Origin of the sequence: Devosia sp. (genome assembly GCF_035944845.1) — a bacterium.
Lineage (GTDB): Bacteria > Pseudomonadota > Alphaproteobacteria > Rhizobiales > Devosiaceae > Devosia_A.
Window position 1 is genome coordinate 1 of sequence record NZ_DASZAW010000108.1, and the last position, 14062, is coordinate 14062.

Here is a 14062-nt window from a genome sequence, read left to right on the forward strand (position 1 = left end):
GCGGGGGCGGTCTCTCGACGGGCGTCTTCGAGCAGGTGCTGTGCCGGCATCGTCTGGTACACTCTACAAACGGAACGCTGAACCGGCGGCAGACGGCGCGCCGATCGAAGGCTGATCCTAGGCGGTTAGGGTTAACCCGGAGCTAACCGGATGGGGGCGTTTCGAAGGTGTGATGGCGCGGTTTGGCGTCGGCCAATAGGGTGCTGCATCGAGCTTCCACCACCGGCCGTCATCCCGAGGCTGTGATGGGCCGGGGCGGTTCGCGCCCGACCAACCTCTGAGCAATGGGTCCCCTGAGTTCGCCGGGATGACGGCCAGTGGGTCAACGCGCCAACTAAAGACAGAAAAAGTCCGAAAGGCCCTCCCCGTTTCGGGGGCGTGGGGGAGGGCCGTCGGTTTGGTGGACCTGCCGCGGCCGGTGGCTGAGGAGGTTTCAGCTACCGGCCGCGCTTGGGGGGTCCGCCGCACGGGGACAGTGGCACCTTAGGGCAGGGGTCGTTTGGCCTGCGTGATGTCAACGTGAGCATCCCCGGTTAGCCGAAAGTTGAATCCATCCGGCACCAACCGGGTTCGCCATGATCCCGCTTGCAAATGACTGACTGGTCAGTTATTAAGCTGATGACCAGACAGTCAGTAAGGCTAACGAGCGATGAGCACCAGCGATCAAGAGCGCGGACCAAAGTTCCGCCGGCGCGCCGAGGCGCGGCCGGACGAGGTGCTCGATGCAGCGCTGCAGCTGTTCATCGAGAAGGGCTTCGCCGCGACCCGGGTCGAGGACATCGCCAAGCGGGCCGGACTCAGCAAGGGCACGGTCTATCTCTACTTCCCATCAAAGGAAGCGTTGCTCGAGGGGCTGGTGCGGCGCGCCATCCTGCCGATTGCCAATTCGGCGCTGACGACCCTGCACGACTATGAGGGTGACCCGCGCATCGTGCTCAGGATGGTGCTGACCATGCTGGCGGGCCGGATCAGCGATCCCAAGGTCATGGCCATGCCCAAGCTGATCTTCCGCGAGGCAATGGGGTTTCCCGGCCTCGCCGAAATGTATCGGCGCGAGGTGCTGGACCGGGTGATCCCGGCGGTCGAGGGCTTGCTCAGGCGCGGCATCGAACAGGGCTACCTGCGGCAGGTCGATCCCAGCCTGACCATCCGCTCGATCATCGGGCCGATGATGCTGCACGTGGCGATGGCCGAAATCTTCGGCATCACGCCGGAAGGCGGGCTGCATATGGAACAGCTGGTCGAGAACCATCTGACGATCCTGTTCGACGGGATCAGTGCTCCGCCGAGCGCCAAACAATGGTCGGCGAGCTGAGGAGACGATGATGGACGGTTTCTTCGCCTGGCTGTTCGGCCTCATTGCCCTCGTCATCCCCGGTTTCGGTGCCACCGAGGCGCCGCGCTATAACGGCTATGTCGAGGCGCGCTACGTCTATGCCTCCTCGCCCACCGCCGGACCGATCGAAACGATCTCGGTGCGCGAGGGCGACACCGTGCTTATGGGCGACCTGTTGTTTCGGCTGCGCTCGGAGCAGCAGATCGCGCTGCTTTCGGCGGCCGAAGCGCGGGTGGCCGCCGCCGAGGCGGGGCTCAAGAATCTCACCACCGGCAGCCGTGCCGACGAAATCGACGTGATCCGGGCGAGCCTCGAAAAGGCGGAGGCCGACCTCCAGCTCGCCGGAGAAAGCGCGACGCGCAGCGAAAAGCTGTTCAAGGAGGGGCTGGTGCCGCAGTCCAAGCTCGACCAGGACCGGGCGACGCTGGCCAGTGCCGAAGCGGCGGTGCGGCAGCTTCAGGCGCAGCTCAAGGTGGCGGAACTGCCGGCGCGCACCGAGCAGCAGGTGCAGGCCGAGGCCAACCTCGCGGCGGCGCATGCCGATGCCGAAAAGGCCAATGCCGATCTCGCCGATCGCACCATCACCTCGCCGGCGGCGGGGCGAATCGAACGGGTGTTCTTCGATGCCGGAGAGATTGTCGCGGCAGGAACGCCGGTGGTCTCGATCCTGCCGGAGGGGGCGCTCAAGGTGAAGTTCTATGTGCCGGAGGCAGCGCGACCCGAGTTTGCACTGGGCGACCAGGTGGCAGTGAGCTGCGACGGCTGCCCGGACGGGATGACGGCGCGGGTCAGCTTCTTTGCTTCCGATCCGCAGTTCACCCCGCCGGTGATCTACTCGCGCGCCGAACGGCAGCGGCTCAGCTACCTGGTCGAGGCGACGCTCGATGGCGCAAGCCTCCATCCCGGCCAGCCGGTGACGGTGGAGCGGGTGCAGCAATGAGCGAGCCGCTCGTCATCGACGTGCATGGCCTGACCAAGAATTTCGGGCCCAAGCGGGTGGTCGACCATTTCGACATCCAGGTGCCGAAGGGAGCGATCTACGGCTTCCTCGGGCCGAACGGCTCGGGCAAGACCACGACCATCCGCATGCTGTGCGGGCTGCTGACGCCGGATGAAGGCGAGGGCACCTGTCTCGGCTTCGACGTGCGCAAACAAGCCGAACAGATCAAGGAGCAGGTCGGCTACATGACGCAGAAGTTCTCGTATTACGAGGACCTCTCGATCCGCGAGAACCTCGACTTCGTGGCGCGGATGTACCGGCTCGATCGGAAGAAGCAACGGGTCGACCAGGCGCTGGTGGATCTCGGCCTCGCCGATCGCCAGAAGCAGCTCGCCGGCTCGCTGTCAGGCGGCTGGAAGCAGCGGCTGGCGCTGGCGGCGTGCCTGCTGCACGAACCCAAGCTGCTGCTGCTGGACGAACCCACCGCCGGCGTCGACCCCAAGGCGCGCCGCGATTTCTGGGATGAAATCCGGCGGCTTGCCGCCCTGGGCGTTACGGTGCTGGTTTCGACCCACTACATGGACGAGGCGGTGCAGTGCGATTTCATCACCTACATCGCCTACGGCAAGAAGCTGATCGACGGTCCCTCGGCAAAGATCCCCGAAATGGTGGGGCTCGAGACCTGGCGGGTGGAAGGGCCTGAACTGGCCCAACTCGAGGATCGGCTGCTCGCGGAGCCGGGTGTGGTGCAGGTAGCGCGCTTCGGCACCGTGCTGCATGTCTCGGGTACCGACAAGGCGGCGCTCGAAGCGACCGTCGAACGGCTGAGGGCCGAGGGCACGCATCGCTGGAGCCTGCAGGTGGCGGGCCTCGAAGAGGCGTTCATCTACCTGATGACGGGCGCGCGCGACAACTTTGCCGGCGACGGTGCAGGTGCAGCGGGGAAGGCTGCGGCATGACCGTCGGTTTCTCGCTCAGGCGCTTCGGCGCGGTGCTCTACAAGGAGTTCATCCAGATGCGGCGCGACCGCATCACCTTCGGCATGATGATCGGGCTGCCGATCATCCAGTTGTTCCTCTTCGGCTTTGCCATCAATGCCGACCCGCGCAACCTGCCGACGCTGGTGGAGATGGGCGACAATGGGCCGCTCAGCCGGGCGGTGATCGCTGGAATGCAGAACTCCTCCTACTTCGCCTTCCAGGGCGCCGTGACCGGCGTCGGCGAGGGCGAGGAGGCGCTGCGGCGCGGCACCGCCAATTTCGTCGTGGTGATCCCCGAGGATTTCGAGCGCGACGTGGTGCGCGGCAACAAGCCGGAGATCCTGGTGGCAGCCGATGCCTCTGACCCGTCGGCGACGGGCGGGGCAGTGGCGGCGCTGTCGGGCATTGTCAGCGTGGCGATATCAGAGACGCTGACCGGGCCTTTGGCGCAGCAGGCCGGGTCGGCGCCGTTCTCGATGGTGGTGCACCGGGAGTACAACCCCGAAGGCAAGACCTCGACCAATATCGTGCCGGGCCTGCTGGCCATCATCCTGTCGATGACCATGGTGATGATCACCGCGGTGGCGATCGTCAAGGAAACCGAGCGCGGCACCATGGAGATGCTGATCGCCACGCCAGTGAAGCCGCTCGAGGTGATGCTGGGGAAGATCCTCCCCTATGTGTTCGTCGGCTACGTGCAGACGGCGGTGTTCCTCGCGGCGGCGAGCCTGGTGTTCGGTGTGCCGTTCGAAGGCAGCGTGTGGGCGTTCTTCCTTGGCTTCAACCTGTTCATCGTGGTGAACCTGGCGCTCGGCTTCCTGATCTCGACCGCAGCCAAAAGCCAGATGCAGGCCATGCAGCTGAGCTTTTTCACCATCCTGCCCTCGATCCTCCTCTCCGGCTTCATGTTCCCGTTTGCCGGCATGCCCGGCTGGGCGCAGTTCATCGGCCAGGGCGTGCCGGCCACGCATTTCCTGCGCATCGTGCGCAAGGTCATGCTGAAGGGCGGTGAGGTGGCTGACGTGACCGGTGAACTCTGGGCGCTGGTCGCGATCCTCCTGGTGATCTCGGCGATCGCCATGCTGCGCTACCGACAGACACTTGATTGAGGCACGTAGATGACTGAGACGACACTGGTGACCCTGCCCGAATCGGGTGCCTTTCCCAAGGTCAGGCTGACCGAAACGACAAAGCACGGCTTTGTGGTGGTGGCGCTCGAGATCGATCGACGTCCGCCGATCGGGTACTTCATCGAAAGTGCCGCGAAGAAGCAGGCGATCACGGCGCTGAAGCGTTACGCCAAAGGGCTTGTCGCCGCCGGCGAGGCGCTCGAGGCGACCGCTTTCAAGGCCCTGTTGCGACCGCCAGGACGGGGTGCCTTTCTGAAGGCTCGGCCAGATGTGCCGGTGGCACGCTTCGACCTGGTGCTGCTGGTCGAAACGCCCACCCTCGAAGCGGCGCAGAAGCTCAGCGCTGCGCAGGAACTGCGAAGTATGGTCGCGGGCATTGAGGCGCAAAGGTCGCTGGTGGTCTCGGCCAGCAACGCACGGCACATCGGGCCGGTGAACCATGCGCGCGACGGGGTATTCCTGTTCAACTTCTTTTTCGCCGACCGGCTCGAGCAGAACCTTGCGGTGTGGGAGTACACCGCCGGCTGGTTCTCCGACCAGACCGGATTGGACAACTCGACACTGCTGGTTCCACAGCCGCCGGAGGCCAGCCCCTATACGGTGATCAACCATTGCCGGTGGGACCGGGCCGGCGACATCGTACCGGCCCTGTTGTTCAAGCAGAGCTTTCGCTCTTACGTCCTCAAGCACTTCGAAGCCAACCGGACTGCGGCCATGCCGATCCTCTACCAGTTGGCGTAATATCCCACGACGCAGCATGTGCAGATCAACATCGGCGGTGTGCTGCGCGACCTCGGTCGGGCGACTGGTCAGGGTTTTGCCCGAATGGCGTATACAGTCGGTCGACGTCAACGCGGTCTGTCCCTCCAATCGCAACATCACTCCCAAGGTGCGGGGGTTCGTCAGCGTGCTGGCAAAGCGATTGGAAGGCGTGGCCGACTTTATGGAGCGTTTGTGATGCAGGCCGTGGTGTTCGATGCGTTCGGTAGCCCGAGGAAAGTGCTGCGGGTCGAGGAGCGGCCGTTGCCCGAACCGGGACCGGGGCAGGTGCGTGTGAAGCTGGTGCTCTCGCCGATCCACAACCACGACCTGATGATCGTTACCGGGCATTATGGCTACAAGCCAGCGTTGCCTTATGTGCCGGGCACCGAAGCGCTTGGAGTGGTCGACAAGCTCGGCGAAGGCGTGACCAACCTCAAGCCGGGGCAACGGGTGACCGGCGGGGCGAGTGCGGCCTGGGCGGAATATTATCTCGCCGGAGCGCAGTCGCTGGTGCCGCTGCCGGATGGGATCGATGACGCGACGGCGTGCCAGCTGGTGTCGATGCCGCTCAGCGCCTGGCGCCTGCTCGGCGAGCTGCAGGTGGAAGCCGGCGAATGGATTGCGCAGAACGCGGCGAACGGCGCGGTGGGCAAGATCATCGCCCAGCTCGCGGCGGAACGCGGCGTGCGCGTGCTCAATATCGTGCGGCGCGAAGCAGCGGTGGCCGAACTCGCCGCCGAGGGGATCGGCGACGCGGTGTCGAGCGAGCATGAGGACTGGCAGGAGCGCGCCCGAGCGATCACCGGCGGCGCGCCGATCCGCCGGGCCCTCGATTCGGTAGCCGGCCGGGCCTCCGACGAGCTGCTGGACCTGGTGGCGGAACAAGGCTGGCTGATCTCGTTCGGCGCACTCAGTGGCCGGCCGATGCAGATCAGTGCCGATAACCTCCTGTTCAAGCGCGCGGTGGTGAAGGGGTTCTGGGCCGCCAAGCCGTCGAACTTCCACACGCCCGAGCAGATCCGCGGCGCCATCATCGAGTTCGTCGGCAAGGCAGCGCGCGGCGAACTGAAACTGCCGATCGCCGAAGTGTTTTCGCTCGATCAGGCGGCGGAAGCGGCCGAGGCCAGCAACGAGAAGGGCCGGCAGGGCAAGATCGCCATTCGCGGGAGCTGAGGGGTGATCGTCTGGCTGGCGTCGTTCCCGCGCTCGGGCAACACCTTCCTTCGCATCCTGCTCAACCGGCTGTACGGCGTGCAGAGTTCGACTGTGTATGATGTCGACGGGGTGGCGCGCCGGCTCGGCGAGGACTTTGTCGGCTATGCGGAGCGGCAGGTGAGTTACGCAGAGATGCGGGCTTCCGAGGCTCTGTACTTCGTCAAGACCCACCGGCAGCGCGATGCCGATGTCGATGAGGCCGACCGGGCGATCTGCCTGGTCCGCGATGGCCGCGACAGCCTGGTGTCGTGGGCCCGGATGATGAGCGAGGACGATCCCGCCCAGTTCGAACCGCGGCTGCGCGAAATGATCGAGCGTGACACGCCGATCGGCACCGGCAGCTGGGGCAAGAACGTGCTGAGCTGGCTACAGCCTGCGGCCGGCCAGCGGCGAGTGCTGCGTTACGACGAGCTGATCGCGAGACCATCCGAGACAGTCACCGAGACGATGGCCACGCTGGTTCCCGAACGGCGGTTGCTCGCAGGGGGCGAGCCGCCGGATTTTGCAACGCTGCGCGAGACGGATCCGCGCTTCTTCCGGCGTGGCATGGTCGGCTCGTACCGCGATGAACTGCCGCCTGACCTGCATCGACTGTTCTGGTCGCGCCCCGGCAACGCCGAAGCGATGGAGCTGCTGGGGTTGAACCGCATCTAGAGCCCTTGCCCGCCGATTCGACTGGCCCATTTTGGCCCCGCGGGGTGGCATCGACGCGGTATTGCCCTAAACTCGCCTGGTCGTGGATGGACCGACGTTCGGCTGCCAGCACGGCCACGCAACGATTGGAGGCAAGCTCATTGGAATATGCAAATTTCGTCGCGCTATCCACCGAATGGGTGGTTGGCAATGCCCTGAGCGTACTCACGGCTTTCCTGGTTCTTGCCGCTGGCTGGTACTTTTCGGGCTTTCTGTCGCGACATGTTCGGGCGCTCCTGCCGCGGTCTCGCGGGATCGACAACACCATCGCGCCGATCATTTCGGAACTCACCCGCTACGGCATCCTGGTCGTTACCGTCGTCGTCGTCCTGGCTCAGTTCGGGGTGCAGACAGCATCGATACTGGCGGTGCTTGGCGCCGCTGGTCTGGCCATCGCGCTGGCGCTGCAGGGGACGCTGTCCAACATCGCTGCCGGAGTGATGATCATCTGGCTGCGTCCGTTCAGCGTCGGCGAATTCATCGATGGCGAGGGCATTACCGGCACCATCGTTGAGATAGGTTTGTTCGGCACGCGCATGCGAACCTATGATGGCATTTACATTTTCGTGCCGAATGCCCGTCTGTGGGATGCCAAGATCACCAACTTCACGCGGGAGCCGTCGCGCATGGTGGAGACAAAAGTCGGGGTTTCCTACGACAGCAACCTGGCGGATGCCCGCGCCGCCATGCTGGAGGTGGCCCGGGATGAGCGCGTGCTGAGCGAGCCGGCCCCGATCGTGTTCGTGGCGGGCCTGGGGGCAAGTTCGGTGGACCTGGTGCTTCGCAGCTGGGTGGCCTCCACCGATTGGTGGCGCACCAACGTGGACTTCAACGAGAAGGTCAAGCTGAAGCTGGACGCCGCCGGGGTGGAGATACCCTATAACAAGGTGGACCTGATCATGCGGCGAAGTCCCGACGACCCGAGCCCGCCGGTACTGAACGGGATCAACGGCTGAACGCCCGCCGGCCGGACCCTAGACCCCCAGCATCTGGTCCTGACGCTGGCGCAGGGCATAGAGCCGGGTGGTCTGGTCGGGCAGGGCGTTGGCGGTGGTGAGGAGCTGACCCTTCTTCACCGGGGCGGTGACCTTGCCGCCTTCGAGCAGGCCGACCGGCACGGCATGCTGGCGGCGGGCATCCTCGACGGTGAGGATGAAGCTGCGATAGCAGGTCTCGCCGATGGCATCGAAGCTTTCGCCGACCGCGAGGTCACGCTTGGCGACGGCGCAGACCTCCGCGACCGGGTTGGGCATCGGTACCATGTCGGGCTTGCCGTAGAGCATGATGCGCGCCGCGGTCAGCGGCACTTCCAGCGAGGTCAGGTGGTAGGGGCGGAAGAAGGCATAGTACGGGCCCTTGCCGACATGCAGATCGTCCATGCGCTCGATGATGCGCGGGTGCTCGGCTTCCACGATGACGAAGACGCCCGGCGCCACGCCTTTGCCAATGGTGAAGTCGACGACGCCCTTCTTGTCGAGAATGCCGCCATCGGCCTTGGGGATCAGCACCTTGACCATTTCGTCGCGGTCGGCCCGGGGGCCGTGCATGCCCGGCACATCGGGGACGAGCCCGGTGGCGTTGGCGATGCAGGCCATCTCCACCATGGTCTTCGAACCGTCGACGAACTCCACCAGCATGCGCGGGTTCATGTTCCGGCGGATCGCTTCCTCCCGATAGTCGTCGGGAACCGCGTCGTGATTGAGCGGGTTGTTCTTGCCCTTGCCGGCCGAAACGATGCGGTAGCCGAGCGCTGAGGCGAACTCGATCAGCTCCATGCAGCTACTGGGCTCGTCGCCGGCGCCGACCGAATAGACGACCCCGAGGCGGTCGGCCTCGTGCTTCAGGTAGGGGCCGATGGTGACGTCGGCTTCGACATTCATCATCACCAGGTGCTTGCCGTGCTCCATCGCGGTCAGACAATAGTCCGCCGCCACGCCGGGTTTGCCGGTGGCATCGATCACCACGTCGATCAGCGGGTTCCTGACCAGGGTTTCGGCCGAGGTGACGGCCATCTTGCCGGCCTCGATGGCGGCAGTGACCTTGCTCTCGGTATCGGCTTCGACGGCGTGCGCGTCGTCGCCATAGGCGATGGCCATGGCGGCGCGGGCGGTGTGCGGGCGGCGAGTGGCGATGGCCGCCACTTCGATGCCGCGCATCAGCCCGCCCTGGGTCACCAGATCCGTGCCCATCTCGCCCGAACCGATGACGCCGATGCGGATCGGCCGGCCGGAATCGGCCCGCGCCTTGAGGTCGCGGGCGATGCCGGTCAGATGCACATTGGTGAGCGGGGTCGGGGGGTTGATGGCCTTCATGCGGGGTGCTCTACCACCGGGGCAGCAACATGGGAACCTGAGAGATGACCGGCCAGCTCGATGTGATTCGCGAGGGCAACCTGGGCATCATCGCCCTCAACCGGCCCGAGGCGATCAACGCGCTGAGCCTCGAGATGATCGACGGCATCACCCGGGCGCTGGAGCAATGGGCCGATGACGAGGAGATCCGGCTGGTGCTGTTCGAGGGCAGGGGCCCGCGCGGCTTCTGTTCGGGCGGCGACGTCAGGGCGGTGCGCCGGGCCGTGCTAGACGGCGAGGCAGCGAAAGCCGACGCCTTCTTTGCCGCCGAGTACCGGATGAACGGCATCATCGCGCGCTATCGGAAACCGACGGTGGCACTGACGCATGGCATCGTGATGGGGGGCGGCATCGGCATTGCGGGGCACTGCGCCTTCCGCTTCACCACGGCCGAAGCGCGCTTTGCCATGCCGGAAGCGGCGATCGGCTTTACCTGCGATGTGGGGGTGAACTTCATCCTGTCGAAGGCGCCGGTACACCGGGCGCTGGCCTTCGCCATGACCGGGGTGCCGGTCGGTGTCGCCGACGCCTTGGCGCTGGGGCTGACCGACTGCGCCATCGATCCGGCGCGGCGCGACGCGGTGCGGGCCGGGATTGCAGCCGCGGCGGCTGCGCCGCGGATCGATGCGGCACTCGGCGCGCTGATGCAGGCGGAGATGGCGCCGGTGGGTGAGGCAGCGCTGTGCGCCGCAGCCGATCGGCAGCACGAGCTCGACTGGACCGACACCGCGGCGATCGTCGGCATCGCCGGACAAGAGCCGCAGCTGGCGCAACTGGTGCTGCGTTCTCCGACGAGCCTTGTGGCCATCGGCGAAAGCCATCACGCGGCGCGGCGGTTGGCCGATATTGCCGACGTGCTGGCTGCCGATCTGCGGCTTGCCCGGTTGCTGTGCCGGCTGCCGGACTTTGCCGAGGGGGTGCGGGCCGTGCTGGTCGACAAGGACCAGAAGCCGCAGTGGCGGCCCAACGCGCTGGCGGGCGTCGACCGGACCTCGATCCGGGCGGTGATCAGCGCTGCCTGACGCGCCGAAATCGACCGAATTTAGCACTTCCTAAACCGTTCCATCGGATGCTGGCGCCGGGCAGAAGTCCACGGGGGCAGCCAAAGTAGATGGCTCAGGCACGCAGCAAAACTATCGCCTTGCCGGCGATCGTCGATCTCGACGCGCTCGATCCTATTCGCGACGAGCTGGTCGACGCCATCGAATCCGGGCCGGTTACGGTCTCGGCAGCGGCGATCGAACGGGTGGCGACCAACGCGCTGTTCATGCTGCTGAGTGCCGCCGAGACCGCCCGTCGCAACAATTTCGCATTTTCGGTCAGCGCGCCCTCCGAGGCGTTCCAGCTGGCTGTTTCGCGGCTGGGGCTCGAGGCTCCGTTCGCCGCGATCATGGAAGGGTAATTCATGCGTGTACTGACGGTCGACGATTCCAGAACCATTCTCGCCATGCTGCACCATACGCTCAGCAATGCGGGCTTCGAGGTGCTGCAGGCCGAAGACGGCCAGAAGGGCCTCGACGTGCTCAAGAACGAGAGCGTCGATGTGGTGATCACCGACATCAACATGCCGGTCATGGACGGGATCGAGTTCATCAAGAACGTTCGCGCCTCGGGCATGCACAACTCGCTGCCGATCCTGATCCTCACCACCGAGACCAGCCAGGACAAGCGCGACCAGGGCCGCGCCGCCGGCGGCACCGGCTGGATCGTCAAGCCGTTCGACCCGGAGAAACTGATCTCGGTGATCCACCGCGTGGTGCACTAGTTTTTGCTGCTGAGTTCTTGCCTCGCCTTCCCGGCAACCCAGAAGGGTTCGTGACTAGTCCATGAGCGACCTCGACGACTTCAAGGCCACCTATTTCGACGAGTGCTCGGAGCTGCTGCTCGAACTTGAGGAGCAGTTTGCCGCCATCGAGGAGGGCGACCGTTCGAGCGACCGGCTGAACGCGGTGTTCCGCGCCATCCACTCGATCAAGGGCGGCGGTGGGGCGTTCGGCTTCCAGGGGCTGGTGGGGTTCGCGCATGCCTATGAGACGCTGCTCGACCATGTCCGCGACGGACGGGTGGACCTCAGCGAATCCGTGGCGGCGCTCTGTATCCGGGCCAATGACATCGTGGCCGACTTCGTCGCCGCGGCCAAGGATGGCACCGAGCTCGAAGCCGGCTATGGTGCCGAGGAAAAGCACCAGTTCGACGCGCTGACTTCGGGCGACCCCGATATGGCGGGCGAGCCGATGGAAGAGTTCGACATCGACTTCGTGCCGGTGATGGTGACCATCGCCGGCGCGGAAGTCGACGACAACGATGTGGTGGCCGAGGAGCCGCTGAGCCTGGCCGTGCTCGATGACGCGTTCGAAGCGCCGCCATTGGCGCCGGAGGCTGGGCGCTGGACCATCCGCTTTACCCCGCATTCCGAGCTTTACGCCCGCGCCAACGACCCGCTGCTGCTGCTGCGCGAGCTCGGCACGCTTGGTGAGATCGAAGTGCGGGCGGTGCTTGACGAGATCCCGGCGCTTGCCGATTTCGAGCCGTTCGGGGTCTATTGCAGCTGGGAAATCACCCTCAGTTCCGAGACCGTGACCGAGGCGGCAATCGCCGAGGTGTTCGAGTTCGTCGAGGGCAATTGCGACCTCGAGATCACGCAGGGCGCTGCTCCCGTGGCTGAGGAAGCACTCGACGCGGCCATCGAAGCGATGCCGTCGTTCGCCGAACTGATGGCGGACGAGCCGGAACCCGCTGCAAGTGAAGCGGCGCCGGTCGCCGAACTGCTGAGTTTTGCGGCGCTGGCCGAGAGCATGAAGCCGGCGCTGAAGGGAGCGCCGCCGGTGCTGCCGCCGCCGCTCAAGCAGGCGGCCCAGGCCGAGGAGTTCGACGGAGAGAGCGACCGCCGCTCGGGCGTCGAGGATCGCCGCAATGGCGTGCAGTCGATCCGCGTCGATCTCGACAAGATCGACCGCGTGGTCAACATGGTGGGCGAACTGGTGATCACCCAGTCCATGCTGACCCAGCAGATGGATGAGACACTCAGGGCCCGCTACCAGGAACTGGTGCGCGGCCTCGAAGTGCTGGCGCAGACGACGCGCGGGTTGCAGGATTCGGTGATGTCGATCCGGGCCCAGCCGGTGAAGACGGTATTTTCCCGCATGCCGCGGCTGGTGCGCGAACTGGCGACCAAGACCGGCAAGAAGATCCGGCTCGAAACCATCGGTGAGAATACCGAGATCGACAAGACCATCATCGAGCAGCTCAGCGACCCGTTGACCCACATGATCCGCAACTCGGCCGACCACGGCATCGAGAGCCCGGACAAGCGCATGGCGGCCGGCAAAGCCGAAGGCGGGGTGATCCGGCTCTCCGCCGAGCAGGCGGGCGGCAACATCCTGATCGCCGTGGAAGACGATGGCGGCGGCATCAACCGCGAACGCGTGCTGCAGGTGGCGCGCGACCGTGGCGTGGTAGGGCCGGAGCAGGCGCTGAGCGACGAGCAGATCGACCAGTTGATATTCGCACCGGGTTTCTCCACCGCTTCGGAAGTCTCCGACATCTCCGGCCGCGGCGTCGGCATGGACGTGGTGCTCAGTAACATCAAGAAGATCGGCGGCTCGGTGCATGTGAAGAGCTGGACCGGCAAGGGCACGCGGATGACGCTGCGCCTGCCGCTGACCCTCGCCGTGCTCGACGTGATGCTGGTGAAAGTGGCGGGCTCTCCCTACGTGATCCCGCTTTCCTCGATCGTCGAGACCATCCAGTGCGCGCGCGCCAACTTCTCGCGCATGCCGACCGGCGGCCAGGTGCTGCAGGTCCGGGGAGAATATGTGCAGGTGGTGGATCTGGCCTCGCGCTTCGAGATGAGCACCGAGGTCGCGCGCGACAACCGCTTCGTGGTGCTGTGCGAGGCGGAAGGCGGGGTGAAGGTGGCGGTGATCGTCGACGACATCATCGGCCAGCAGCAGGTGGTGATCAAATCGCTGGAGGAGAACTTCCAGTCGATCGAGGGCATCGCCGGCGGCACCATCCTCGGCGACGGCAACGTGGCGCTGATCGTCGACGTACAGGGTTTGAAATCGGCGAGCACGGCGCACAAGAGCGCCGCCTGATCGCAGACGGACAATGAGGACGCCGGCCAGGAAAGCCGGCAGGAAAGGCAGAAGACCAAATGGAAGCTCTCGCATTCAAGGACGACATGTCGTCGGGTGCCAGCGTCGCCGGCGCCAACTCGCTGCAGCTGATCGCGTTCTCGATCGGTGAGCAGACCTATGGCGTCGAAATCACCACGGTACGCGAAATCCGCGCCTGGAACGGGGCGACGCCGCTGCCCAACACGCGCGAGTTCGTTCGCGGGGTGATCAACCTGCGCGGCACCATCGTGCCGATCTTCGATCTGCGCGCCCGCTTCGGCGAAGGCCAGACCTCGCCGACCAAGAACCACGTCGTGGTGGTGATGAGCGTGGGCGAAAAGTGGGTGGGGATCCTGGTCGACGCGGTGTCGGACATCCTGACCGTGGCCAAATCCGACATCCACAATGTGCCCGAGGGCAACTCGATCGACACCGAACTGCTGAACGGCATCGTCACGCACGAAAGCCGCATGGTCGGGTTGATCGATCTGCATGCCGTGGTGTCCGGAGCGAAGATGGACAGCTGAAGCGGAGCCA

14 protein-coding genes are annotated in these 14062 nt (G+C 65.4%); 13 read left to right on the plus strand and 1 reads right to left on the minus strand.

The window, feature by feature from the left end:
- The first annotated feature begins 649 nt into the window (after positions 1 to 649).
- From VGV07_RS20965 to VGV07_RS21000, 8 genes are all read left to right on the plus strand, one after another.
- The gene (locus tag VGV07_RS20965) at positions 650 to 1315 is read left to right on the plus strand and encodes a TetR/AcrR family transcriptional regulator (RefSeq protein WP_326870681.1); all 666 of its coding nucleotides are present in this window, start codon (positions 650 to 652) and stop codon (positions 1313 to 1315) included.
- Between the two features lie 10 nt (positions 1316 to 1325).
- Positions 1326 to 2276 carry an HlyD family secretion protein gene (locus VGV07_RS20970; protein ID WP_326870682.1) on the plus strand — a complete coding sequence of 317 codons (951 nt, stop codon included), beginning with the start codon at positions 1326 to 1328 and terminating at the stop codon, positions 2274 to 2276.
- Positions 2273 to 3235 (plus strand): ABC transporter ATP-binding protein, encoded by a 963-nt coding sequence (locus VGV07_RS20975; RefSeq protein WP_326870683.1) that lies wholly within the window; start codon positions 2273 to 2275, stop codon positions 3233 to 3235. Before VGV07_RS20970 ends, VGV07_RS20975 begins: the two co-directional genes overlap by 4 nt.
- Positions 3232 to 4365, plus strand: a complete 1134-nt coding sequence (locus VGV07_RS20980) for an ABC transporter permease (RefSeq protein ID WP_326870684.1) — start codon at positions 3232 to 3234, stop codon at positions 4363 to 4365. Before VGV07_RS20975 ends, VGV07_RS20980 begins: the two co-directional genes overlap by 4 nt.
- Before the next feature lie 9 nt (positions 4366 to 4374).
- The gene (locus VGV07_RS20985; protein WP_326870685.1) at positions 4375 to 5127 is read left to right on the plus strand and encodes a hypothetical protein; all 753 of its coding nucleotides are present in this window, start codon (positions 4375 to 4377) and stop codon (positions 5125 to 5127) included.
- Positions 5128 to 5343: 216 nt separating this feature from the next.
- Positions 5344 to 6321 carry a zinc-binding dehydrogenase gene (locus VGV07_RS20990; protein WP_326870686.1) on the plus strand — a complete coding sequence of 326 codons (978 nt, stop codon included), beginning with the start codon at positions 5344 to 5346 and terminating at the stop codon, positions 6319 to 6321.
- A 3-nt stretch (positions 6322 to 6324) separates the two neighbouring features.
- Positions 6325 to 7017: a sulfotransferase domain-containing protein gene (locus VGV07_RS20995; protein ID WP_326870687.1), complete on the plus strand. Its 693-nt coding sequence runs from the start codon at positions 6325 to 6327 to the stop codon at positions 7015 to 7017.
- 86 nt (positions 7018 to 7103) lie between these two features.
- Complete coding sequence (locus VGV07_RS21000) at positions 7104 to 8012, plus strand: mechanosensitive ion channel family protein (RefSeq protein WP_326870688.1); 909 nt, start codon at positions 7104 to 7106, stop codon at positions 8010 to 8012.
- An 18-nt stretch (positions 8013 to 8030) separates the two neighbouring features.
- Here the strand turns inward: VGV07_RS21000 and VGV07_RS21005 are convergent, their stop codons facing one another.
- Positions 8031 to 9368, minus strand: a complete 1338-nt coding sequence (locus VGV07_RS21005) for an NAD(P)H-dependent oxidoreductase (RefSeq protein ID WP_326870689.1) — start codon at positions 9366 to 9368, stop codon at positions 8031 to 8033.
- 44 nt (positions 9369 to 9412) lie between these two features.
- Between VGV07_RS21005 and VGV07_RS21010 the strand changes: the two genes are divergently transcribed.
- The 5 genes from VGV07_RS21010 to VGV07_RS21030 all read left to right on the plus strand — a co-directional run bounded on the left by VGV07_RS21010 (position 9413) and on the right by VGV07_RS21030 (position 14052).
- Positions 9413 to 10429: a 3-hydroxyisobutyryl-CoA hydrolase gene (locus VGV07_RS21010; protein ID WP_326870690.1), complete on the plus strand. Its 1017-nt coding sequence runs from the start codon at positions 9413 to 9415 to the stop codon at positions 10427 to 10429.
- An 89-nt stretch (positions 10430 to 10518) separates the two neighbouring features.
- Positions 10519 to 10809: an STAS domain-containing protein gene (locus VGV07_RS21015; RefSeq protein WP_326870691.1), complete on the plus strand. Its 291-nt coding sequence runs from the start codon at positions 10519 to 10521 to the stop codon at positions 10807 to 10809.
- A gap of 3 nt (positions 10810 to 10812) precedes the next feature.
- Positions 10813 to 11172, plus strand: coding sequence for a response regulator (locus VGV07_RS21020; protein WP_055874686.1), 360 nt, complete (start codon positions 10813 to 10815; stop codon positions 11170 to 11172).
- Between the two features lie 61 nt (positions 11173 to 11233).
- The gene (locus VGV07_RS21025; RefSeq protein WP_326870692.1) at positions 11234 to 13504 is read left to right on the plus strand and encodes a chemotaxis protein CheA; all 2271 of its coding nucleotides are present in this window, start codon (positions 11234 to 11236) and stop codon (positions 13502 to 13504) included.
- Between the two features lie 59 nt (positions 13505 to 13563).
- The gene (locus VGV07_RS21030) at positions 13564 to 14052 is read left to right on the plus strand and encodes a chemotaxis protein CheW (protein WP_326870693.1); all 489 of its coding nucleotides are present in this window, start codon (positions 13564 to 13566) and stop codon (positions 14050 to 14052) included.
- The last annotated feature ends 10 nt before the right edge of the window (positions 14053 to 14062 follow it).

Excerpts from the sequence above, each read along its gene's own strand:
- VGV07_RS21010 (WP_326870690.1), top strand. The coding sequence starts at position 9,413 with ATGACCGGCCAGCTCGATGTGATTCGCGAGGGCAACCTGGGCATCATC.
- VGV07_RS20970 (WP_326870682.1), top strand. The coding sequence starts at position 1,326 with ATGGACGGTTTCTTCGCCTGGCTGTTCGGCCTCATTGCCCTCGTCATC.
- VGV07_RS20980 (WP_326870684.1), top strand. The coding sequence starts at position 3,232 with ATGACCGTCGGTTTCTCGCTCAGGCGCTTCGGCGCGGTGCTCTACAAG.
- VGV07_RS21000 (WP_326870688.1), top strand. The coding sequence starts at position 7,104 with ATGGACCGACGTTCGGCTGCCAGCACGGCCACGCAACGATTGGAGGCA.
- VGV07_RS20975 (WP_326870683.1), top strand. The coding sequence starts at position 2,273 with ATGAGCGAGCCGCTCGTCATCGACGTGCATGGCCTGACCAAGAATTTC.
- VGV07_RS20990 (WP_326870686.1), top strand. The coding sequence starts at position 5,344 with ATGCAGGCCGTGGTGTTCGATGCGTTCGGTAGCCCGAGGAAAGTGCTG.
- VGV07_RS21025 (WP_326870692.1), top strand. The coding sequence starts at position 11,234 with ATGAGCGACCTCGACGACTTCAAGGCCACCTATTTCGACGAGTGCTCG.
- VGV07_RS21030 (WP_326870693.1), top strand. The coding sequence starts at position 13,564 with ATGGAAGCTCTCGCATTCAAGGACGACATGTCGTCGGGTGCCAGCGTC.
- VGV07_RS20965 (WP_326870681.1), top strand. The coding sequence starts at position 650 with ATGAGCACCAGCGATCAAGAGCGCGGACCAAAGTTCCGCCGGCGCGCC.
- VGV07_RS20985 (WP_326870685.1), top strand. The coding sequence starts at position 4,375 with ATGACTGAGACGACACTGGTGACCCTGCCCGAATCGGGTGCCTTTCCC.
- VGV07_RS21005 (WP_326870689.1), bottom strand. The coding sequence starts at position 9,368 with ATGAAGGCCATCAACCCCCCGACCCCGCTCACCAATGTGCATCTGACC.
- VGV07_RS21015 (WP_326870691.1), top strand. The coding sequence starts at position 10,519 with ATGGCTCAGGCACGCAGCAAAACTATCGCCTTGCCGGCGATCGTCGAT.
- VGV07_RS21020 (WP_055874686.1), top strand. The coding sequence starts at position 10,813 with ATGCGTGTACTGACGGTCGACGATTCCAGAACCATTCTCGCCATGCTG.